Origin of the sequence: Chryseobacterium sp. CFS15, assembly GCF_031118795.1 — a bacterium.
Taxonomy (GTDB): Bacteria; Bacteroidota; Bacteroidia; order Flavobacteriales; family Weeksellaceae; genus Chryseobacterium; species Chryseobacterium indoltheticum.
Genome location: NZ_JAVHYL010000002.1, coordinates 203,719 through 226,535 on the forward strand (window position 1 = coordinate 203,719; position 22,817 = coordinate 226,535).

Annotated in this window: 20 protein-coding genes and 1 riboswitch; of the genes, 7 read left to right on the forward strand and 13 right to left on the reverse strand. The window is 34.4% G+C overall.

Annotated elements, in window-relative coordinates; translation table 11 throughout:
• Positions 1 to 96 precede the first annotated feature (96 nt).
• On the forward strand, positions 97 to 1,731 hold the full coding sequence (locus OH814_RS03670; protein ID WP_308827148.1) for a GMC oxidoreductase: 1,635 nt from the start codon (positions 97 to 99) through the stop codon (positions 1,729 to 1,731).
• Between the two features lie 107 nt (positions 1,732 to 1,838).
• Here the strand turns inward: OH814_RS03670 and OH814_RS03675 are convergent, their stop codons facing one another.
• The 7 genes from OH814_RS03675 to OH814_RS03705 form a co-directional block, all read right to left on the reverse strand.
• Positions 1,839 to 3,296 carry a serine hydrolase domain-containing protein gene (locus OH814_RS03675; protein ID WP_308827149.1) on the reverse strand — a complete coding sequence of 486 codons (1,458 nt, stop codon included), beginning with the start codon at positions 3,294 to 3,296 and terminating at the stop codon, positions 1,839 to 1,841.
• A gap of 153 nt (positions 3,297 to 3,449) precedes the next feature.
• Positions 3,450 to 4,568 (reverse strand): AraC family transcriptional regulator, encoded by a 1,119-nt coding sequence (locus tag OH814_RS03680; RefSeq protein ID WP_308827150.1) that lies wholly within the window; start codon positions 4,566 to 4,568, stop codon positions 3,450 to 3,452.
• 379 nt (positions 4,569 to 4,947) lie between these two features.
• Positions 4,948 to 5,598 carry a thiaminase II gene (tenA, locus tag OH814_RS03685; protein WP_123887196.1) on the reverse strand — a complete coding sequence of 217 codons (651 nt, stop codon included), beginning with the start codon at positions 5,596 to 5,598 and terminating at the stop codon, positions 4,948 to 4,950.
• Positions 5,585 to 6,418 (reverse strand): bifunctional hydroxymethylpyrimidine kinase/phosphomethylpyrimidine kinase, encoded by an 834-nt coding sequence (gene thiD / locus OH814_RS03690; RefSeq protein WP_308827151.1) that lies wholly within the window; start codon positions 6,416 to 6,418, stop codon positions 5,585 to 5,587. The genes tenA and thiD overlap by 14 nt, the downstream gene beginning before the upstream one ends.
• Positions 6,415 to 7,053 (reverse strand): thiamine phosphate synthase, encoded by a 639-nt coding sequence (gene thiE, locus OH814_RS03695; RefSeq protein WP_308827152.1) that lies wholly within the window; start codon positions 7,051 to 7,053, stop codon positions 6,415 to 6,417. Before thiE ends, thiD begins: the two co-directional genes overlap by 4 nt.
• Positions 7,050 to 7,847, reverse strand: a complete 798-nt coding sequence (gene thiM / locus OH814_RS03700) for a hydroxyethylthiazole kinase (protein ID WP_308827153.1) — start codon at positions 7,845 to 7,847, stop codon at positions 7,050 to 7,052. Before thiM ends, thiE begins: the two co-directional genes overlap by 4 nt.
• 61 nt (positions 7,848 to 7,908) lie before the next feature.
• Positions 7,909 to 8,001, reverse strand: a riboswitch (TPP riboswitch).
• Positions 8,002 to 8,149: 148 nt separating this feature from the next.
• The gene (locus OH814_RS03705) at positions 8,150 to 8,506 is read right to left on the reverse strand and encodes a response regulator (RefSeq protein ID WP_076560570.1); all 357 of its coding nucleotides are present in this window, start codon (positions 8,504 to 8,506) and stop codon (positions 8,150 to 8,152) included.
• A 382-nt stretch (positions 8,507 to 8,888) separates the two neighbouring features.
• Here OH814_RS03705 and OH814_RS03710 point away from each other — a divergent pair, with 382 nt between their 5' ends.
• Both OH814_RS03710 and OH814_RS03715 read left to right on the forward strand, forming a co-directional pair.
• On the forward strand, positions 8,889 to 11,801 hold the full coding sequence (locus OH814_RS03710) for a TonB-dependent receptor (RefSeq protein ID WP_308827154.1): 2,913 nt from the start codon (positions 8,889 to 8,891) through the stop codon (positions 11,799 to 11,801).
• A gap of 10 nt (positions 11,802 to 11,811) precedes the next feature.
• Positions 11,812 to 13,350 carry a RagB/SusD family nutrient uptake outer membrane protein gene (locus OH814_RS03715; protein ID WP_308827155.1) on the forward strand — a complete coding sequence of 513 codons (1,539 nt, stop codon included), beginning with the start codon at positions 11,812 to 11,814 and terminating at the stop codon, positions 13,348 to 13,350.
• Positions 13,351 to 13,481: 131 nt separating this feature from the next.
• On the opposite strand, the gene OH814_RS03720 is transcribed toward OH814_RS03715, so the two are convergent.
• Entirely contained in the window at positions 13,482 to 13,880 is a 399-nt protein-coding gene (locus tag OH814_RS03720; protein WP_123887203.1) for a hypothetical protein, read from the reverse strand.
• A gap of 483 nt (positions 13,881 to 14,363) precedes the next feature.
• Here OH814_RS03720 and OH814_RS03725 point away from each other — a divergent pair, with 483 nt between their 5' ends.
• From OH814_RS03725 to OH814_RS03740, 4 genes are all read left to right on the forward strand, one after another.
• Entirely contained in the window at positions 14,364 to 15,377 is a 1,014-nt protein-coding gene (locus tag OH814_RS03725) for a nucleoid-associated protein (protein WP_076560588.1), read from the forward strand.
• Positions 15,378 to 15,903: 526 nt separating this feature from the next.
• Complete coding sequence (locus OH814_RS03730; protein WP_308827156.1) at positions 15,904 to 18,111, forward strand: ATP-binding protein; 2,208 nt, start codon at positions 15,904 to 15,906, stop codon at positions 18,109 to 18,111.
• 9 nt (positions 18,112 to 18,120) lie between these two features.
• Positions 18,121 to 18,672 carry a biliverdin-producing heme oxygenase gene (locus OH814_RS03735; RefSeq protein ID WP_308827157.1) on the forward strand — a complete coding sequence of 184 codons (552 nt, stop codon included), beginning with the start codon at positions 18,121 to 18,123 and terminating at the stop codon, positions 18,670 to 18,672.
• Positions 18,673 to 18,832: 160 nt separating this feature from the next.
• A complete protein-coding gene (locus tag OH814_RS03740) occupies positions 18,833 to 19,759 on the forward strand; it encodes a malate dehydrogenase (protein ID WP_115621650.1) in 927 nt (308 codons plus the stop codon).
• A gap of 282 nt (positions 19,760 to 20,041) precedes the next feature.
• Here the strand turns inward: OH814_RS03740 and OH814_RS03745 are convergent, their stop codons facing one another.
• From OH814_RS03745 to OH814_RS03765, 5 genes are all read right to left on the reverse strand, one after another.
• Entirely contained in the window at positions 20,042 to 20,431 is a 390-nt protein-coding gene (locus OH814_RS03745; protein ID WP_308827158.1) for a RidA family protein, read from the reverse strand.
• A gap of 76 nt (positions 20,432 to 20,507) precedes the next feature.
• The gene (locus tag OH814_RS03750; protein ID WP_308827159.1) at positions 20,508 to 21,077 is read right to left on the reverse strand and encodes a Crp/Fnr family transcriptional regulator; all 570 of its coding nucleotides are present in this window, start codon (positions 21,075 to 21,077) and stop codon (positions 20,508 to 20,510) included.
• Between the two features lie 5 nt (positions 21,078 to 21,082).
• Positions 21,083 to 21,643 carry a hypothetical protein gene (locus OH814_RS03755; protein WP_308827160.1) on the reverse strand — a complete coding sequence of 187 codons (561 nt, stop codon included), beginning with the start codon at positions 21,641 to 21,643 and terminating at the stop codon, positions 21,083 to 21,085.
• 11 nt (positions 21,644 to 21,654) lie between these two features.
• The gene (locus OH814_RS03760) at positions 21,655 to 21,906 is read right to left on the reverse strand and encodes a hypothetical protein (protein ID WP_308827161.1); all 252 of its coding nucleotides are present in this window, start codon (positions 21,904 to 21,906) and stop codon (positions 21,655 to 21,657) included.
• 53 nt (positions 21,907 to 21,959) lie between these two features.
• The gene (locus OH814_RS03765; protein WP_308827162.1) at positions 21,960 to 22,808 is read right to left on the reverse strand and encodes a GLPGLI family protein; all 849 of its coding nucleotides are present in this window, start codon (positions 22,806 to 22,808) and stop codon (positions 21,960 to 21,962) included.
• Positions 22,809 to 22,817: the final 9 nt, after the last annotated feature.

Sequence of the window (22,817 nt, forward strand, 5' to 3'; positions counted from 1 at the left end):
TATTTTCTAAAGCGGTTTTTTATGCTTTAAATACTAAAATATGAAGTGTACATAAGTAATTTTCCCGGAGTGGTCTTGATTTTGCAAAAAGAAGTAATGGCTGAAGATACAACTAACTTCCTTTTACATTATGATAAACCAAAAGACCATTTTATGAACCGTAAAGAATTTCTAAGACATTCACTTTTAGGAGTTGGAGCATTGTATTTTACAAGCTTTTCATCAGTTTTATTTGGAAAAGAAAACGAATTGAATTTCGAAACAGAAATTGTAGAAATTGACAATGTTATTATTGGCTCCGGTTACGGTGGAGCTGTTGCTGCTTTGCGTTTGGCACAATCCGGACATGAAGTAACAATTCTTGAAATGGGTCTTAATTGGGAAAAGTGTGGTGAAAAATTTTCTCCTATGATTAGTCCCGGGAAATCTGCAGCTTGGCTGAGAACTAAAACGATTGCCCCATTTTTTAATATTTTCAACACCAAAAAATATACAGGAACGCTTGATCGATGGGATTTTAGCAATATCAAAATCTGGATGGGAAGAGGGGTTGGAGGCGGATCTCTTGTTAACGGAGGAATGGCCGTCTTGCCCAAGAAAGATTATTTCGGCGAACTATTTCCAGAACTGAATACTGAAGAGTTTTATAAAAAATATTTCCCTTTGGCGGAGAAGGAGCTTGAAGTTAATTCTGCGGATGAAAGTTTTCTAGAAAACTGCAGTTTTTATAAATTCAATAAAGTCGGCGAACAAGAAGCTCATAAAGCAGGATTTAAAACCGTTCGTGTTCCGAATGTTTATGATTTTAAATATATGGAAGATGAATATGAAAATAAAGTTCCTCGTTCGGCTTTGGCTGGTGAAGTGATTTACGGAAACAATTACGGTAAAAAATCTTTAGACAAAACCTATCTTAAAAAAGCTCAGGAAACATGTAAAGTTCATATTCATGATCTGAATAAAGTTGAAAGTATCACAAAAGGTTCAGATAATACCTACATTTTGGAAGTTATCCAGACAAATACTCTTGGTGAGACGGTTGCAAAAAAGAAAATTGTTTGTAAAAAACTGTTTTTATGCGCCGGTACAATGGGAACTTTAGAATTGCTTTTAAAATCATCAAATGATAATAAATTGACTTTAAATTCTGAAGTAGGACAAAACTGGGGCAATAATGGAAATTTCATGACCGGTAGAAATTTTGTCAAAACATTTTCCGGTGGAACTGGTGTAAACCATTCTACGATTCCTGTAGGTGGAATTGATAATTGGGATGATAAGGAACACCCGTTTTTTTCCGAAATCGCGCCGCTTCCAATGGGAATGGATGTAGCAACTTCACTTTATTTAATGATTAATCCGGTGCCCAAAAAAGGTTCTGTGTTCTTTAATCCGATTTCTAAAAAAATTGATTTACAGTGGTCTGCAGAGAATGTGGCGCTCGCAAGAACGAATGCTGAATATTTTATAAAAAAAATGAATAAAGTAAACGGAGGAACAAGAGCGCATTTACTTTTCAATAATGGTTTTGGTGCAGATATTTGTTATCATCCATTGGGTGGTGCCGTATTGGGAAAGGCGACAGATATGATGGGCAGACTTAAAGGATCTGAAAATCTTTATATCATTGATGGATCTTTAATTCCAGGAACGATTGGCGTTAATCCGTTTTTAACGATTACTGCGTTGGCAGAATATTGTATAGAGCATATTATTTCTGAAGATTTTTGATATAATTTAATGATAAGGCGATTGCTGTTTTAAAATTTAGAAAATATTTACAACTAAAAACGGATGTTTATCACTGTAAACATCCGTTTTTTTATTTCTATTAAAGGTTAATTTGTTTTATTAATCATTTGAGTTGTGGCTGTTAAACCATCTCTTTTTAGAGTAACAAAACTTGGTTTTTCATCTTTGAAATCGAATTTTAAAAGGTTTGGATAATCTGTTATTTCGAATAATCCATTTTTTAGATACACCAACTCATTATCATTTTTTCCTTTAAAATGTTCCAAAAGCTCAGATTCTACGTAAAGACGATTGTTTTTTTCTACTATTTTGGTTTCCATTCCTTGTCCGTAAAGAAAATCATCATAGGTTCCGATGAGTTGTTTTTTCAGATTTGCAGGTATTTCCTGAGTTTTTTCATTGTGGAAATTGCCGTTCCAGTTCATTAGTGAAAGAATTTTTCTTTGTGTTGCTCCCATCACAGGAAAACGATTTGGCTTTTCACCATTGGCAAGAAATGCAAAACCATTTCCATCTTTCATTGTACCCATCACATTTCCGCCAACTCCTGTGTTTGAGCCATTGCAGGCAAACCAATCATAATTATTGTATCCAAAAGATTTTTGCCAACCGTAACTCCATCCGCTAACTGCATTTTTTAAAGCGGTTACTTTTGTCATTTTTTTTGCCACATTGTGAGAAATCACTTTATTGTTTTTATTGCGCAAAGCATTTTGCATCTCAATAGCAATTTTGGCTAAATCAGTTGGGGTAGACCATAATCCTGAAGGGCCAACTTGTGGCGTAATCGGCAACCCTGTTTTGATTACTTTTCCGTCTTTATCGTGAACCAAAGCTACATTTGTTAGAAATCCTTTTTCATTTGGTTGAATCATTGTTGTATTTTTTAATCCAAGCGGAGAAAAGATATATTCTTTTACAAGCTCTGCAATCAATTTATTGAAAGTATCTTCCAATGCCATTTGAATAATTGTGTAACCACCACCGCTGTATTGCCAATCGGTTCCCGGCTCAAAAGTAAACTCAATTTCCTTATCGTATCTCGGGATTTTTCCTAAAAGACTTTCTTTTATCGTTGGGATTTTTTCGCCTTCATAATGGTCTTCGAAACCACTTTGGGTAGTTCCTGAGGTATGATTCAGAAATTGTTTCCAAGTCGGAGCATTGTTTTCTGTGAATTTACTTTTGGGTAGATGCCATCTTTTCAAAGATTTGTCAATCGGTTCATTTAGATTAATTAAACCTTTTTCTTCTAAAATAAAACAAAGAAGTGCAGTGATTGGTTTGGAAATAGATGCGGTAGAAAATGCTGTATTTTCATCTATTTTTTCTGGAGAATTTGCCGACTTCTGACCAAATTGTTTAGAGTAAATAATTTTATAGTTTTCAAAAACAACCACGCTAAATCCGGGAAGTTTGTACTTTTCTAACTGTCCTTCAATTTTCAAACTGTCGGTAAGAAAACTGTAATCTTTTTTCTGAGCAAAAACCTGAAAGCCTGCAAAGAATAATAGAAAAAAGCTGATGTAAGAAATTGTTTTCATTGTATCGTTATTTAAGGTTTGATAAATATTTCGATACAAAGATGTGGAAGTGCAGAATCTTATGCGACCGAATAAATGTATTCGGCCTTATTTCGAGAGAAAAATTGGTAAGAGTAATAAATTAGAAAGTACGAGTAATTACAAACTGTTGTTTTATAACGCTTTACGATAAGCTGTCGGCGTGTTTCCGGTTTGTTTTTTAAAAGCTGTATTGAAGGAAGATTTCGAATTAAAACCAACTTCATACAAAATTTCAAGAATGGTAACCTTAGATTTTGATGAATCTTTCAGAATTTGCATTGCATTTTCAATTCGGTACGTATTCACGAAATCATAAAAATGCTGCCCTAATTGATGATTGATTAAAACGGATAATTCACGAACCGGAACATTGATTTCTTTTGAAATATCCTGAATCTTTAAATCCGGATTAAGAAACGGTTTTTCATTAGCCATATATTGCTTGAGTTTCAATAAATCTTCATTCAGTGTTTCCGGTTCTATTGCTTTGTCTTCCAAAACCAAATCGGAAACGAGCTTCATTTTTGAATCAATATTTCTGAAAAGTCCCGGATAATTAAGTGCTTTATACAGATACCAACAAGTGATAAAAGGTTGCAGCAAGAGAATTCCTATCTTAATCCAATCAGAAATGTATGGGTAATCAGAAAATTTGAAAATATTTTTGAAAATAACAATCAGATAAAGAGTTGCCAAAACTCCCGTAAGCTGAAACAACCATTGATAAGCATTAAGATTTCCTCCTGAATTATTCTCCAGATAAAGTTTTTTTGCTTTTCTCAACAATAGAAAAACTGCCGTAAAATAAACCACAACCTGAATATGAAACAACCAATGAGTTAACTGCAACTCAATCATATTTTGGCGATTGATGATGAAGTCGAGCTTCGAAGCAACATCTACACTGTAAAATCGGGGAATAAGAGCAATATTTGAAACCAAAAATGGCAGTAAATGAATGAGATATTTGGGTTTCAGTTTAAAATCGGAATAGCAAACCGATAAAACATAAAGGTAAAAAATCGGAATTTGCAAAAAAGCCAATGTGGTTCTGAACATTCCCAGATTTGAAGGGCCTTCTGAAATTTGGCTAATAAATGGTTCGCTAATATCGACAGCGGAAATAATTAGAAAAAAAGCAAAGAGACGGTTGCTGATTTTGTGCTTTGTTTTAACGACGAGCATAAAAAACGCCAAAAAAAATGAAATGAACATTGAGATGCCCGTTACAATATTTAATAAATTATCCATTCACCAGATTTCTTTTGGATTATAGTTTTTTGTGCTGTAAATATAAATGAATTGCCAATAGATACCACATTCATATTTCCAAATTTTTATGAATAATAAGAATGGTTGAAACCAAGCTTTTATTTGTTTGTAAACGCTGTAAATCTGAGTAAATTATTTTTTTATATATAATAATTTTAACCGCAAAAGAAACAAAAGATGATAGATTGTTGTAGGCAATCAAAAGTTTACAAAATAGATGTTAATCATGTTTAGTTTTGCAAGCTTTGAATTTCTCTTTTTTCAATCATTTCTTTTGATGCTTTTGCGGTAAATAAAAATATTTTAAAATCAATAAGCAGCTTTTTCACAGTTAATGCAGAAATCTTTATCTCCTTATTTAAATCCAGATTTTATTATCATACGCTGCTTCCCAGAAATAATATTCCATTCTGGATGAGGTTAAAAATGCTTCTGTCATTTTTTCTCTAATGGCAGGAGTTGTAGAAGCCGCCACCTCATCACATATGTTAATCGCCTGTTGCACTGCATCTGCAAATTCTTCACCGCCATACGTTTCAATCCATTTTTGGTAAGGATTATTTTCAGACTTTATGGTATTGTAAATGTGGTCTCCTACTTTTTTATAAATCCAAAAACAGGGCAATACTGCTGCCATAGCTATTTCAACAGAATCGAGCGCAGCGGTACTCTTAAGAAAATGTACATAATGATGACAGACAGGCTGCATTGTACCTTTATCTTTTAAGCCAAAATCTTTAAAATAAGATTCATGAAGTGCGTTTTCGACTATAATTGCGTTTTCTGCATATTTCAGATATTGTAAGGTGTTGCTAATATCATGTGCTCTTGCTGCGATCAACGCCAATGCTCTTCCGAAATGCTCGAGATATAAAGAATCCTGAGCCATGTAAAACTGAAATTTTTCTTTGGGAAGACTTCCATCTGCCAATTGGGCAACAAAAGGCATAGTAAGAATAGCTTGATACCGTTCTTCAGTTTGTTTCCAGGTTAATTCAGACCAATTCATTTTTAATTATTTTATGGGGATTAAAAAAGTGATTAAGAGGACCATTTCCTTTTCCGACGACAACATCTTTTCCGTTTTTAATAGCTTCAAAAACATATTCCTGCGCTAATTCAACTGACTTAGACAACTCTTCACCTCTTGCTATAAAAGCAGCAATTGCCGAAGAAAGCGTACAGCCGGAACCGTGAGTATTTTTGGTGTTAAATTTTTCAGTTTCAAAAGTTAATTGCTCGCCATTTTCTTCAAAAAATAACGAAGTGACGGTAGGTAATTCCTGATGTCCGCCTTTGAGAAGGATATTTTTGCAGCCTGATCTTAAAATCTTTTCGCCCGCAATCTGCATATCTTCTAAGGTTTTCACCTCCATTTGTGCCAATATCGAAGCCTCATCCATATTTGGGGTAATAATTTCTGCAATGGGAAATAATTTTTCAACGATGGTTTGAATGGTTTCTTCTTCAATCAATTGATGTCCGCTTGTGGCAACCATAACAGGGTCAAATACAATTGGAATTTTTGGATATCTAGCTAGAGTATTTACGATGGTTTCAACCAATTGAGAATTATGCACCATTCCAATTTTAATGGCATCCGGGAAAATGTCGTCGAGTACAGCTTCTATTTGATCTGCAACAGCCTCCATTGAAACGGGATATATTTTTCTTACGCCCATTGTATTTTGAACCGGAAGTGCGGTAAGCACAGATGTTGCATAACATCCCAAAGCTGAAAATGTTTTGATATCTGCCTGTATGCCTGCGCCGCCACTGCCATCAAAACCGGCAATCGTAAGAACGGTAGGATAAGAATATTTTTTCATTTCAATATTTTATTTTTAATTTCGAAAGCTGCTTTTTCAGGATTTTCGGCACTGCAAATTGCAGATACAACAGCTAATGCATCTGCTCCTGCTTTTATAATGGAGGCCGCGTTTGAAGAATTGATATTGCCGATGGCAACGAGTGGCTTGTCTGTAAGAGATCTTATTTTTGATAAACCTTCCAATCCCCATTCAGTCACGGTGTCTTTTTTGGTGTCGGTATTAAATATTGGACTGATGCCAAGATAATCTGACAATTCTGTATTTACATTTTCAAGTTGGCTTAAATATTCAATAGAATATCCAATTATTTTATCTTTAAAAAACAATTCATTTCTTAGGCTTGACGGAGATTTATCGTTATTCCCGACATGAATTCCTGCCGAACCAATTTTTTCAGCAACCTCAAAATTGTCATTAATAATGAGTGGAATATTATATTTATAGGTAATCTCTTTTAATGTGAATGCTTTCCGAAGAAAATCTTCTGTTGAGGTATTTTTTTCACGAAGCTGAATAATATCAACGCCACCCAAAATTGATTTTTCTGCAACTTCAAGAAAATCTTTCCCCAAACAATCTTTCTCAGAAATAACCAAATACAGCTGATAAGGAAATGAAGGTTTTAAGATCATTGCTTTATCATTTTTAGATGAGCCGAAAATTCTTCTTCTGTAATATTGTAAAGTTTATCAATGATGTTGAGCTGTAAACTTCCGGGACCGGCACTTTGTTGAGCTGCTATTTCTCCTGCGATACCCAATAAACTCATTGCTGCAATAACAGCTTCTGTTTTGTTTTCAATAACTCCGATAAAAGAACCAATCAATGCAGTTGCTGTGCAGCCTAATCCGGTAACTTTGGTCATCATTGGATCGCCGTTTTTTAAATGGATTTCTTGATTTTCACTAATGATAATATCGGTTTCACCTGAAATACAAACTGTCGATTTGTGATTTTTGACCAATATTTTGGCAGCTTCTACAGCTTCATTACTTTTGGCAGTGCTGTCGACTCCTTTTGTGATCGTTTTACTGGTTTTTGAAAGGGCAATAATTTCAGAAGCATTTCCTCTGATCACTGTTGGATTTAAAGAAAGAATCTTGCTTAAAACCGAATCACGATAAGATGTTGCTCCGGCTCCTACAGGATCTAAAATCCAAGGTTTGTGTAATTCATTCGCTTTTTTTGCTGCCAAAAGCATTGCTTCTTCCCAATATTCATCAAGTGTACCAATATTAATGACCAATGAATTTGAAATGTTTACCATTTCTTCTACTTCAGATTTTGCATGAGCCATTATAGGTGATGCGCCAATCGCCAGAAGTGCATTAGCAGTGTTGTTCATCACAACATAATTGGTGATACTATGAACGAGGGGAGAATTGTTTCGTACGTGAAGGATGCTGTTCCAAAGATTGTTTTCCATTCTAATATTTTTATCAATAAAAGCTTTAGGATAAAATCCGGAACAACAGTCATCATTTAGAATATGACATATTGCTTTTCCCTACGTCGGTGTAAGCCGTATCAGGTTCAAAGGGACTCTCTCAATTCTTTTCAGAATACCCCTAAAGCGCAAGACAAAAGTATTGAAAAATATTGATTTTGAATGAAAACATTGTCTATATTGTCAAAATAACGCAGCTATTTCAAATTTTTCACTCTAAATAAAACACTCTGAAACAGATGCTTCAGAGTGTTTTTATTTAAAGTATAGTTGTTAAAATATTATGCAGTTAGCTTTTCAATTTTTACAAGAACATCATCGATGTCAAACGGTTTAGAAATAAATTCATCAGCGTTGCATGCATTGATTACATTTTCAGCTTTTGCATGAGCACTGATAATCATTACCGGAATTTTTGAAGTAGCTTCATCTTCTTTTATTTGATTGCAAAGATCGGTACCCGAACCATCAGGTAATCTTACATCCAATATAAAAACATCCGGAACAACCGATTGATCTCTATTGTTGAAGGCATCAACAGTAGCAAATGAACGGACGTCATAATTTTCGAATGACAGGAGCAATTGTAATGCATCTCTGATGCCTGTCTCATCTTCTACGATAAAAATTGTTTTCATACATCTTGCTTGGCAAAAACAAAGCCAACATTGAGATCTTGCTAAAATAATTTATCATAATATAGAATGAAAATTCAAAGTTTATGAAGATGAAATTGGTGAGCATACGCTTAAGATATTTCTTTATTTGAGTAATTGTTTTTAATTTTTTCTATTCCTGAATTTTTTTTAATTAAATAATGTTGTTGATAATGAGTGGTTTGTGTGTATTTCTATACGATGAGATTTGGGCAGGTAACAGCAGGATAGCTGAAATTTTCGATAAGTATACTTTTATAAAAATAAAAATATGAGAAATATCATGTCTTTCAGATTTAACTTTTCTCATGCTTTAATTTAAATGAAAGTATAAAAGTAATAATTATTAATCACCAGCCACAAAATGAAGAAATCTATAATAACTCTTGGTATTTTACTAAGTACCACAAGTTTTATCTTCGCACAGGAAAAAGAAACCACAGGTAAGGCCTCGGATAGTACAAAATCCAATAATAAAACGAAGGATATTGAGGAAGTAGTCGTTATCGCTTACGGTACACAAAAAAAAGGAGAGGTCACCGGATCTGTCGGAAAGGTGAGTACGGCGAGTTTCAAAGATCGTCCTATTGCACGAGTTGATCAGGCATTAACGGGTCAGATTGCGGGTGTTAAAACCCGTGCTACTTCAGGAAAACCGGGAGAACCCTTAGAAATTCGAGTGCGTGGTTCAGCTTCTATCTCAGCAAGCAATTCTCCTCTTTATGTAGTTGATGGAATGGTAGTAGATGACATGGCCAATGTTTCTCCAGATGATGTGCAATCGATTGAAGTACTAAAGGATGCTGCATCAACGGCAATGTACGGATCGAGAGGCTCTAATGGGATCGTGATTGTAACGACTAAAAAAGGAGTTTCAGGTAAGCCATCATTCTCATTTTCTCAGTATTATGGTGTTCAAACCATCGAGAAAAAGCTTGACATCATGAACAGCGCAGAATGGATTGACTATGCAACCGAGTCTATTAATAAAAGATGGGTTGCTTTATCTCCAGGGAATTCAGCTTCTGACAGCTATGCAGTGAGAGCAAATTATTTTAATCTGGCAAATACTACTGATTATAATCTGGCAAATATCACCTATATGGTCGATCCAAGATGGGGAACCAATCAGGTAGCAAATATCGACTGGCAGGATGCGTTTTACCGCCCGGCCGCCATTCAGAATTATCAGTTATCGGTGAGAGGGGGAAGCCAGAATGTAAAATATGCAATCTCGGCTGCGTATTTTGATCAGGAAGGTATGGCGCTTAATACAGGTTTTAATAGATTTAATTTAAGTGCAGTTATTGATGTAAATATTTCTGATAAATGGAAGGCCGGAATTACTTTACGCCCAAGTTATTCTCAAAGTTACGGAGCTGCGGTAGACGGGAAAGATAATGAAGCACACAAAATGCTTTCTATGGTTCCAGTAGCAGAATTATCAGCCGGTCTTTATACCAATTTCTGGAAAAATACAAGATACAGATGGGCGGGTTCTACAGTAAGCCCGATTGGAACTTTAGAAAACACAACCAATGATACCAATGAATTCAGGTTATTGTCTAGCATGTACATGTCTTATGATATTTTACCGGGATTAAATTTTAAAATTTCAGGAGGTGCTACTAATAATTATAACATCAATACCGGTTATATACCAACTTTCAATTTAGTTACAAATATTCCGGGGCAGGTAAGTATTGCGAGCAGAAGAACGGTTAATTATAACCGATATTTAGGTGAAGCTTTATTAAATTATAAAAAGACCTTCGGAAGTCATAGTATCGCCGCTCTTGCAGGGTATAGTGCCGAAAATTACAGAACGACTTCACAATACAATCGTAACAAAGGTTTCGCTAATGATGATTTGAAAACGTTTAATTTCACACAGTCTGCATCAGTGCTAAATTCAGAATATACAGCTTCAGAGCGTATGCTGATCTCATTATTCGGACGTGTAAACTATGATTACCAAAAGAAATATATGCTATTTGCAAGTATACGTAGAGACGGTTCTTCCAGATTTGGATGGAATAATCTTTATGGAACTTTCGCAGCATTTGGTGGAGCATGGAAAATGGATGAAGAAGAATTTCTTAAAGATAAAACCTGGCTGAGCAACTTAAAATTAAGATACAGCTGGGGAGAAAACGGAAACGATAACATCGGAGATTACCGGGCTTTTGGTACACTTGCAGGAGGAAATTATTCATTTGGTGGAGGTTTGTCAAATGGTCTGATATCCAATACAATTCCCAATCCGAATTTGACGTGGGAGAAAACACAGTCTTCAGATTTTGGTTTTGAATTAGGATTATTCAACAGAATAGATTTTACGGCAGATTATTACGTCAAAAAGACCAATGATCTTCTTTTGCAGCAACCAATTCCTTACGTAACCGGTTATAATATCATGTGGAAGAATGTAGGCTCAGTTCAGAATAAAGGTTTAGAATTCGATCTTAGCACAAAAAATTTAACGGGAGCATTCAAATGGAACACTTCGGCAAATATTGCATTCAATAATAATAAAGTTTTGCAGTTAGGAAGCGACAATGCACCTATATATACGGGTTTTAGCAGCAGTACCAATATTATTAAAGTAGGCGAAGAGCTCAATTCATTTTATTTGTACGAAGCGATTGGTGTTTTGTCAACAGCAGATATCAATAATACAGGTGTGGCAAAAACAAATGGTGCTATTGCCGGAGACGTTAAATACAAAGATTTTAATGGGGATGGAAAAATTGACGAAAATGACCGTCATATCATCGGAAGCCCTACTCCTGATTATTATTGGGGTTTTACCAATACGTTTTCTTACAAAAACTTTGATCTTTCTGTGTTTTTTCAAGGCCAGAAAGGAGGATATAGTTATGCATTACTTGGGCGTGCAATCGATCGTACAGGAATGGGAACTACGACAAACGTGATGGGGAACTGGGCCAATCGTTGGCGTTCTGATGCAGATCCGGGAGACGGAAAAACACCAAGATTAGATGGTACTACAGGAAGTCTTTTAGATACAAGATGGTTGTATGATGCCACTTACATCCAATTAAAGAACGTTACTTTAGGATATAATTTTGAGGAGGAATTAGCCCGAAAATTAAAAATTTCTAATCTGAGAGTTTATGTCAGTTTAGAAAATGTTTGGAGAAAAGACCATTATTATGGTGGCTACAACCCAGAATCTGTACAGTCAGACGGTACCGATTACGGAGCATATCCCAATGCGAAGGTATATATGATGGGCTTAAACTTTAACTTCTAAATTTAAAAAAATGAAAATTACTTATAAAAAAAATACACCCTTTCTACAATTTAACGTCAGAACTTTAGGTAAAGCCTTAATTTTTGGAGCCTTAGCATTAGGTACGGTTAGCTGTGAAGATGATCTAAGGCTCGAGCCGGAAAATAATATTACCCAAAACTCTTTTTACACCACAGAATTACAAATTCAGCAGGCATTGTCGGGAGTATATTCTGCAATGATTAATGCCTCATCAAGAGGCGGGTATGATGTTAATTTTTATTTATTGGCATCAGAAGTCCGTTCTAATAATTTTAATGCAATTTCTCAAAACGGAAATAGAGATTACTACGCCATCAACCGTTTTCAGGATACTTCTTCTACCGAAGAGATGGAAATTCTTTGGGAAGATGCCTATCAACAGATTTCGTATGCCAATATGCTTTTATCGAGAATAGATGCTGTGCCTTTTGCAGATCCTGCAACAAAAGAACAATATCGTTCTGAAGCTCGTTTTTTGAGAGCGTACGCTTATTTTGAGCTGATGCGCAGTTTTGGGAAAGTCCCTTTAATTGATCATCCGGTAAGCCCGGAAGAGGCGGCTACCATTCCAAGAACAGATTTGGCAACGCTTTATAATTTCATTACTTCAGAAATTGAATCATCTATTGGAGGTCTAAAAAATGTCTACGATGCGGCTAATAAAGGAAGAATAACAAAATCGGCGGCTCATGCAATGTTAGGGAGGATTTATCTTACAGGTTCCGGTTATCCGCTCAATAACGGTGCGTATGTAGCAAAAGCGAAAGATCATTTATTTACAGTGATTCAGGGAGAAGGTCAGTTTGTTACATTTGCTCCGAATTATGCAGATTTATTTAAAAGTGCTAATGACAATAAATACCATATTTTCGAAATTCAACACATCAGCGGCGGTTTGTCACAAGGTTCGTACTTGCCGAGTTATGTTTCGCCTAATTTCGGAGTGGCAGATCCTTTTTATAATCCACAAGGAAGTTTATTCAGTTCTGCGGAATTGGGTGTTTCGCAATCATTAATTGACACGTATGAACCAGGAGATTTAAGACTTCCGTTAACAATTAAAACAAGCTTCATCGCACAAAACGGACAGCCGGATCAGGCTAAATTTTTCGTAAAATTCCGTGAAAAAGGAATTGTTTTGACCAATCGTTATGACTGGCCGATCAACTTCCCGATTATACGTTATGCAGACGTTCTGTTGATGTATGCTGAGATTTTAAACAGTCAGGGAAATACGGCGGCAGCAGTTCCGTATTTAAACAGAATTCGCCAGAGAGCAGGCCTTGCTGGGGTTTCCACATCGATATCAGCTAATGATTTTACGACTGCGCTTCGCAAAGAGAGAAGAGTAGAGTTCGCCGGGGAAGGTGTTTACTGGCATGATTTGGTACGTTGGAATGCCGGAGTATCGGTTATCAATCAAGCTGCAGCACAGCTTAATTATAATTTTACCATTACTACCAACGATTATCTGTATCAGATTCCTTTGTCTCAGATTCAGGTTGCAGGATATGATCAGAATCCTTAAAAGGTATAATTAATATAATTTGATGATATTCACAAGCTTTTTTAAATATGAATATCATCAGCATCAATTCCATAAAAATAGAAAATCCCGAAGCAATGTGCCCCGGGATTTTTCGTGATATATGATGTGATTTAGTGTCTCTTGAATAGGATTTCATCCATTTTTACCTGCTTTACATAAATTCTTTGAAAGCTTACCGGCATATATTGATATAATATATTCCATTGGTGAGTGTCGGTTTGCTTTTTAAAGCTTGTGAAAGATCTTACGAAAAGATTCTCAATAATTTGTTTTACGGTTTGTGTCCCGTTTATATATAGCCAGCCCATCATTTTGATGTTGTGGTTTACAATATTAATCTTCGATTCCTGCAAAAGGTTTTTCATATGATTAATAGTTGCCTGAATTGCTCCTGCAAAATTATTCTGTGCTGAAAGTTGCACTATTTCTTGTTGTAATGTAGGATAGAATACTTTTAAATGCTCAATTGCTCCATCTTCATTAATTACTTTCTTCTCAATATTCTTCATTTTAAATATTTTTCAAAACATTCTTGTATTAGCCAAAACTGTACCAATTTCTTCGGTGTAATATTAAAAAATTGCTTTTTGTATGAATTTTATTTTAATGTTTATCTATTAACAAATCATTTATTGATGCTTGTTTCATGTGTTTTTTATTTCTTTGTTTAGTGATTAAAAATGTAACGAGTTGATTTTTAATGTAATTAATTGAGATTGGTTTTTATTGTTTTGTAATGAATCATTTAAATGATGATGCTGAAATTTATTTTAAATTTTTATAATTTACCCATTCTGTATTTTGCATATATCTTCAATTGACTGATCATTTATGTTTTTTGTATTTCTTTGCTAAATGAAATCGAATATTCGACGAAGTCAAATGTCATTGCTTAACGAGTCGTAATTTTATTTTTCAGAATTAAAGAAAAGAGAGATTTATTCCGTTTTAATTTTGAGAATAAATATATTTGCAGTCCATAAAAATCAGAGATGTTTACAAAAATAGTAGTCCACAGAGTCGGAAATAAAATCAACGGAGAATCACTTATACTTTCACAGGAAGAGCTTCAGCTCGATGAAGGTACGGTAGAGCTGCTGGAGAATTATTTTTTAGGCTCTTTTAAAACTGAAGAAACCTACCAATTCTACAGCGATTCTTATTTGGTAAACAATCCGGTTTTCAGTTCCGTGTCTGAGATTTTTGATGATAAAGCCAAGTTTCTTTGGGAGGCAGAAAATATTGCTAAGCATCTTTTCGAAGCTGCAGAAAATCCAAGAGTTCAGGGCGGAGAATTGTTTATCGTTTTCTTTGAAGACGAAAGAGAAAGCGAAGAAAGAGTAGATAAAATCGGAATCTTTAAAACCGAAAAAAGAGATTCTTTCTTAAAAATATTCCCCAAAAATGAAACTTTTGAGATTGAAAAAGATCAGGGAATCAGTTTGTCTAAAATTGATAAAGCCGCTTTAATTTACAATAACAATAAAGAAAGTGGATATGTACTTTCCGTGGTTGATAACAACAAAAACGGAGATATGTATTACTGGTTTGAAGATTTTTTAAAGGTAAAACAGCGTGATGATGAGTATTTCCACACGCAGGAAGCTTTAATGGTTTACAAAGACTATATCACAAAACAGCTTCCTCAGGAATTTGAGGTTTCAAGAGCAGATCAGGCTGACTTTTTGAACCAGTCTATTAATTTTTTCAAAGAGAAAGAAGAATTTAAGCTGGATGAGTTTGCTGCTGAAGTCTTAAAAGACGAACATGTAATCGAAAGTTTTAACAATTATAAAACCGATTACGAACAGGAAATGCAGATCAATATTGCCGAAGAATTCCCGATCAGTGAAGCGGCGGTGAAAAAGACGCAGCGACATTTCAAAAGTATAATTAAATTAGATAAAAATTTTCACATCTACATTCATGGAGATCGAAAAATGCTTGAGCAAGGGCAGGATGAGAAAGGGAAATTTTATATGCTTTATTTCGATAAAGAAGTATAGAGATTAGCTTAAGATAAATTTCGATCAGTTTATGAAAAAAGTCGGGACGAACTTTGCCGTCCTGTAAAACAATGGAGTTTTTTGAACCGGGAATTAGCGACGGAATTATTGAACATTAAACATCAATAATGATAGTAAATTGAATCCTCTTTCCTGTAAAGCCAACGAATGGTGTAACAATCTCCGACAATTGTTCCGATAAAAAATTTAAATTGTCTGAAAGAATATTTCACAGATTAATATGCTCGATTCCCTAAAACAAAAACATGTTTATCTCTTGAAAACCAATGGTCTAAGACAGAAGTAAAAGAGGCGAAATAAATGATATATATTATAAATTATTTTTGTAATGTTAATTAATTTGTTAATAATTATGAGTTATGATTAGATTTTAATTAATTAAATTCTATTTTTATTTTAATAAATCATAATTCTTGTTAATTATTAAGGAGAAGTTTAACCTTACATACCACACCGATGTTATATAGGATATTATTTAGTTATCTTTGATCTTTATTAGCATATTATGAATTTTGTTGAATGTCATGATGAGCCCATTCATATTCCTGGCTATATACAAAGTTTTGGATATTTAATTGGCATCGAGACAACTTCCCTTACCATTACCTTCTTCAGCGAAAATATCGCAGATGTTTTCAAAGTAGAACGCAGTGAAGATCTTTTTGGAAAAAAACTTTCGCAGTTTCCTGAGGTTTTTCAAACCGTGATCGATTCTGATATTTTTAAAGATGCAGGATTTCTTTCAAAAAGAGAAAATGAAACTTATTTCGACAAAATTGTAATCAACGACAAACAATATCACTTTTCGGTTTTCAGAGCAAATGATTATATTTTTCTGGAGTTTGAGGCGGTTATTGAAAACCCTCTTAAGCGTATTACCAACAAATATGATAATTTTTATATCATTGATAACGAACAGGGGATTTGGGATCAACTCCTCAATACGATTTTCAATATTATAAATTATGACCGGATCATGGTCTATAAATTTATGAATGATGGTTCCGGAAAAGTAATTTCAGAAAAAACAAACAGTCATCTGGAAAGCTATTTAGGACTTCATTATCCCGAACACGACATTCCGAGACAAGCCCGTGAACTCTACAAAAAGAAAAGAAAAAGAATATTTTCTAATGTTCATACCGAGCCTGTTCGTATTCTCAGTCGCGAAGAAAGAAATATAGATCTTACCTTTGCAGCTTGCAGAGCAATGTCGCCTATACATGGGCAATACATCAAAAATTCAGGAGCTTCATCAAGTTTCAGCATTTCGATTATCATTGATGATCAATTGTGGGGATTGGTGACCTGCCAAAATTCTGAACCGAAACATATAGACCTTGAAGATCGTGTGCAGGCAGGCATTTTCACTGTTTTGGCATCTAACGCTTATTCGTCTTTTAAATCTAAAAAAGAATTAGAATATAGAATAGATTTGAACGAAAGATTATCTGCTCTAAAATCTGAATTTTTGGAACACGGCACTTTATTCGATTCTTTGGATTTTAATAAATCGCAGCTTAGACTTATGCCAAAAGCTGACGGATTGGCAATTATTTCAGACAATGATATTGTAACCGACGGAGCTGCACCAGATCGGGAAATCATCAACAAAATTGTAGGATGGGCCTATGAAAATACCTCAGATAATGTCTTTATAAGCAATCGTTTTCTGAAAGATTACGGCGAAGAGCTGGGTCTGAATTCTGATGCAGCAGGAATTATTATATATTTTATTGAAAAAAGTAAAAAAGAGATTTTAATCTGGTTCAGAAAAGAGTTTGATGAACACATCAGCTGGGCAGGAAATCCCGAAAAAAAGGTTAATACTTTCTCAAAAAACGGGGAAGAGATGACAACGGTTTCGCCAAGAGAATCTTTTAATGTTTTTATTGAAAATATAAAAGGAAAATCAAAAAGATGGAGTTCCAAAAACCAAATTGCTGTACATCTTATTCGGGATCTTATTTTTGAAACTTCTCACAAACAGTATATTACCATAAAAAAGCTAAATGATCAGCTGAAAAAAGTGAATGAAGAACTAGACAGTTTTTCGTACACCATTTCACACGATTTGGGAACTCCGCTTACTGTGATGAAACTCAATGCGCAGATGCTGCTCAACAGCTTGGGAGATATAGATGAGAAAGATAAAAATAAAATAAAATCTATCATTGGCGAGATCGATAATATGGCAGAGATGATGCAGAATGTGCTTCAGCTGAGTCGTGCAAAACACAGCGAAATAAAGCTTGAGACCATCGAAACCAATGAGACCATTCAGAAAATTACGGAAAATGCAAAGATTATGTACGACAGCCGTAAAAGTATGGTGGTAATTAAAGAATGCCCGGAAGTTCTGGCTGATAAAACAATGCTACATCAGGTATTTTTGAATATCATCAATAATGCTGTAAAATATTCATCGGATCAGGAACAGCCTATTATCGAAATAGAAGGTACAGAAGCCGGCGATAAAATTATCTACCGTATAAAAGACAACGGCATCGGAATTCCGGAAGAAAATAAACATAAAATGTTCAAAATTTTCAACCGTATGGATAATGCCAAAAAGTTTAAAGGAAATGGAGTAGGCCTTTCGATCGTTCACAGGATAATGAACAGACTCGGCGGAAATGTAGATTATGAAAGCACTAAAGATGGTACTTGCTTTATTTTAACGTTTCAAAAACCTAAATTTGTGAAACTTTAAAACAAAAATATGGTATCTGAATATCTAAAAAAAAATACGGCGGAGTATCACGATGCAGCTGGAAAGCTTTTTAATTCTGAGAAAATTTTTAATAAAACTTTCAGCTTAGAAGATTATAAAAAAATTATCAATACCAATTATCTGATGCTTCTTCACAGCGAAGACAAAATATTCAATAATCTTTCTGAAAATTTTTCTGAAAAACTTCAGTTAAACAAAAGAGTAAAACTTCCATTAATTGAAAAAGATCTGGCAAGTCTGGCTTTAGAAAATCAGAAGCCAACTCATACGCTTGATTTTACCAATGAGCATGAAGCTTTAGGAGCAATGTATGTAATTGAAGGATCTACTTTAGGTGGAAATGTGATTGCAAAACAGCTTTCTAAAACTGAAGGTTTTGATGAGGTAACTTTCAACTTTTTCGGATGCTATCAGGAAAATACAGGCCCGATGTGGAAAAACTTTAAAGAAGTTCTGGATACTGAAGTTACCGAAGAAAACTACAATAAAGTATTATCCGGAGCCAAAAAATTATATACGTTTTTACTAAACGTTAATTAATTTCCTTAAATAATAATTAAAATTCCCGAAAGATTGCTCAATTTTTCGGGAATTTGTACATTTGGGAAGCAAAAATTAAACTAACAAAATAAATAATAAAAAAATATTATGAAACTATAAAGTTCCATAATGCCAATTAAAAACAATAAATCAATATATTATGAAAGTAACTGTAGTAGGTGCAGGCGCTGTAGGTGCAAGTTGTGCAGAATACATCGCAATGAAAGACTTCTGTTCAGAAGTAGTTTTAGTAGATATCAAAGAAGGTTTTGCTGAAGGAAAAGCAATGGACTTGATGCAGACTGCATCTTTGAACGGATTTGATACAAAAATTACCGGTACAACAGGAGATTACAGCAAAACAGCAGGTTCTCATGTAGCAGTAATTACTTCTGGTATCCCAAGAAAACCGGGAATGACCAGAGAAGAATTAATTGGTATCAATGCGGGAATCGTAAAAGAAGTTACTGAAAACTTAGTGAAAAATTCTCCGGAAGTAATCATCATCGTGGTTTCTAACCCAATGGATACAATGGCTTATTTGGTACACAAAACTTCAGGTCTTCCTAAGCACAAAATCATCGGTATGGGTGGTGCTTTAGATTCTGCAAGATTCAAATACAGATTGGCTGAAGCTTTAGAAGCTCCAATCTCTGATGTTGACGGTATGGTAATCGCTGCTCACAGTGATACAGGAATGCTTCCTTTATTGAGCAAAGCAACAAGAAACGGAGTTCCTGTAACTGAGTTCCTTGACGAAGCAAAACAAAAATATGTAATCGAGGAAACTAAAGTTGGTGGTGCTACACTAACTAAATTATTAGGCACTTCGGCTTGGTATGCACCGGGTGCGGCAGTTTCTGTAATGGTTCAGGCAATCGCTTGTGACCAAAAGAAAATGATCCCATGTTCATTAATGCTTGACGGAGAATATGGCGAAAGCGATATCTGTCTTGGTGTTCCTGCAATTATCGGGAAAAACGGTGTTGAAAGCATCGTAAACATTACTTTAACTGAAGAAGAGAAAGCTAAATTTGCTGAAGCTGCACAAGCGGTAAGAGAAGTAAATGGTGATTTGAAGTTTTAATCTAAACTTTATATAAATGAACAGCGCACTCTTTGAGTGCGCTGTTTTGCATTGATCTTATCTTCATAAACGATTTTTGTACTTTGTTTTTATTTATTGAAAAAGATTTTAGATTTTTTTATCAATAGGGTCGGGCTTTAGCCCGACCCCAATTAAGATTTCAAATTGGCTTTAGCCAAACTTATTCTTGGAATTAATTTAATAAGTGTTTAAGATAAAAGTTCTCGATACGCTTCGCTATTCGAACTGACGATGCGTTAGAATCTCTTTTTTTTAAGAAAATTACTTTACAACAGTAGCCTCCATTTCCACTTTCAACGTTTCAAATAATGTTTTTACTTCAATAACATTACTTGCCTGCTGAATGTTATGTTTTGCAATCCAGCTTTGCCAGATATCAAAATTTTCAAAAAAGGCGGGATGGTCTGTCGTATAAACATTGAGACGAACAATGTTTTTAAGTTCAAAATCTGCCTGTCGAATTACTTTTTCAAGATTTTCGAATGTCTTACTTATCTGCGTTCTCATGTCGGCATCGCTTGTAATTCCGTTGTCGTCGATCGCCGTTTGCCCCGAAACGTAAAGCGTGCTTTGAACATTTTTAACTTCCACAGCTTGTGCATAGTTTCTGTCGTTCTGCCATGCCCACGGGTTAATGATTCTTTTTTCCATGTTGAAATATTTTAGTTAAACAATGGAACAAAGTTCGGCAGATCAGAGAATGTTATTGTGTGACGTGTGTCACAATTTATTTTGATTCAAAAAAGCGGCTCAGTGTTTCGCGCGAAACCCCAAGATAGGAAGCTAAGACTATTTTTGGTATTCTCTGTAAAAGCGAAGGGTAGTATTTCAGAAACTGTTCGTAGCGCTCCTTTGCACTCATCGTCATTAGTGAAAGTATTCTTCTTTGGCTGGTAATATGTCCTCCAATAGCTTTTTTCAGAAAGAAATCGATCATTTTAGGAACTTCAGTCAACAGTTGTTGATAATTATCAAATGAAAGTTTTAAAACTATAGTGTCTTCCAGGCATTGTAATGACTGAGTTGCTTTTGTTTGGGTATAAAATGCAGCATAATCACTTTCCCACCAATCTTCCATAGAAAATGAAATAATGTGCTCTTTTGCATCACTGTCGGTATAAAAAAGTTTCAAAAGCCCGGAAACAATAAAATACACATGGTTTACCTGATCATTCGCATTAATGATCATTTCACGTTTTTTGAAATGTTGTTCTTCAAAAAAAGAACAGGCTTTTTCCAATTCTATTTCCGAAAGATCAACTGTTTTCCGGATATGGGTTTTAAGAATTTGATTCATGTTTTTCACCCTTGGAAATCTCCACAATCATGTTCTTCAAATTTTTCAATCAAAGTTTCTGGAGTGTAGAATTCTGAAATTCTTTTATTTTTAAAGTCAGGTTTTTTACCTTCAAATGTCAGTTGATAAATAGGTTCGTTTTCAACTTTAGTAAAGATAAAAGTTGTTTCTGAGGTTGTGATTTTCAAGATATTGCCAGATTTTTCATATTTAAAGTCTTCGAATCTTTGAAAATCATTATCATCACAAACATTTACAATATCAAAATTTTTCTTGTTGAGTTTAAATATTGCTAAATCACATGCATAACAGTTTCCGCTAAATTCTGTTCCGTATTTTTTGAAAACATCTTTACTTTTAGCTTCCTTCAGTTCAATCGGAGCAAGTTTGCTGTATTCTGATAAATAGATTTCCTGAATTTCCTTTTTGTCGGCTGGTTTTTCGGTTTTCGGCTGAGTGATTTGTTCTGTCGCTGTTATTTGTTGTTCGGTTTCTTTATTCTCCGATTTACAGGAAAATATTGCTAATGATAATGCCATGTAGTATAATGGAACTGTCTTTTTCATATATTAAAAGGTTAAAATTCTGAATAAGATTTGGTGAAAATAAGATGTTGATGCCAAACCGTATCTACAATATCTGAAGGTGAAACCATCATGTCTGAAACTGCAGCTAGATACATGAATTTTTTGTATTCTAAAATCGCATGTTTTGTAAAATTTTGAGTCCAATAATTTTCATGAGCCAACCGCAATGTAAAATCATATTCACTTGGTGGATGATCAAAATCAAACAGCTCAATTTTTTCCCAAAGATCTTTATTCATCATGTTTTTGAATGTTGAACTTAAAGATAAGTAATTTTAGTTTTGGAAAATATTAATTATTTGTACAAGTCAAGATCAAGAAAGTTATTATTTTTTACTAAATTTTTTCTTGCCTTTTCTATCCCTGCTCTTTTAAAAGTATTTGCATCTATTTCATTCCCGTTTTCGTCATAGGATTTAAAACTAATAATCTGTGGATTCATTAATAAAAACTGTTCATTTGAACTAATCGGGTTTTTCCTGAAGTCATTCCATTTTTTATTAAACTGCTTCCTGTTTACTTCATAGTCTTTCAATAAATGAAACGGTTTGATAACGGAAGTTCCCTCATTGGTTTTATAATTGGCGATGAGCTGAAAAGAGTGATGCTTTCTAGAATCTTCAATAGCCACAATTAAACCCGGAAGTTTCCTGAATAAATGCGGACCGTCCTGAAATGGCAATTCTGTTGTAAACCAAGCCGTCCATTCTCTGTCGCCAAATTTTAACATTGCTTTCTGGCAATTGTAATTCTGAATTTTTTTCGTTTCATCGATTAATTCCCAATTTAAATCTGTTTCATCGATTACTTTGTAAGATTCCATTCCAATGAATTCTGTTAAATAATTTTTTAGATTATTTTTGTTTTTCCAAACCATCGAACGTATATTTCCTGAAGAAAGATCAGTCCCGATTTCTCTATTACCTTTCTGTGATGATTTTAGAATTGCAGAATCTCTTTTCGCTTTCATTTCGCTCAGAAATTCAGAATGATCTTTAAAAATAGTGAGACGCATATTTTCTGTTAAAATACTGTCAACTTTTGTAGAATCGGGAATGTATTTATATTCATAAATGAATCTTTGATTTTGTGCACTAATTTTTGAAGCAATAACGAAAAATAGAATTATGAAGATCTTATTCATTTGTATTGA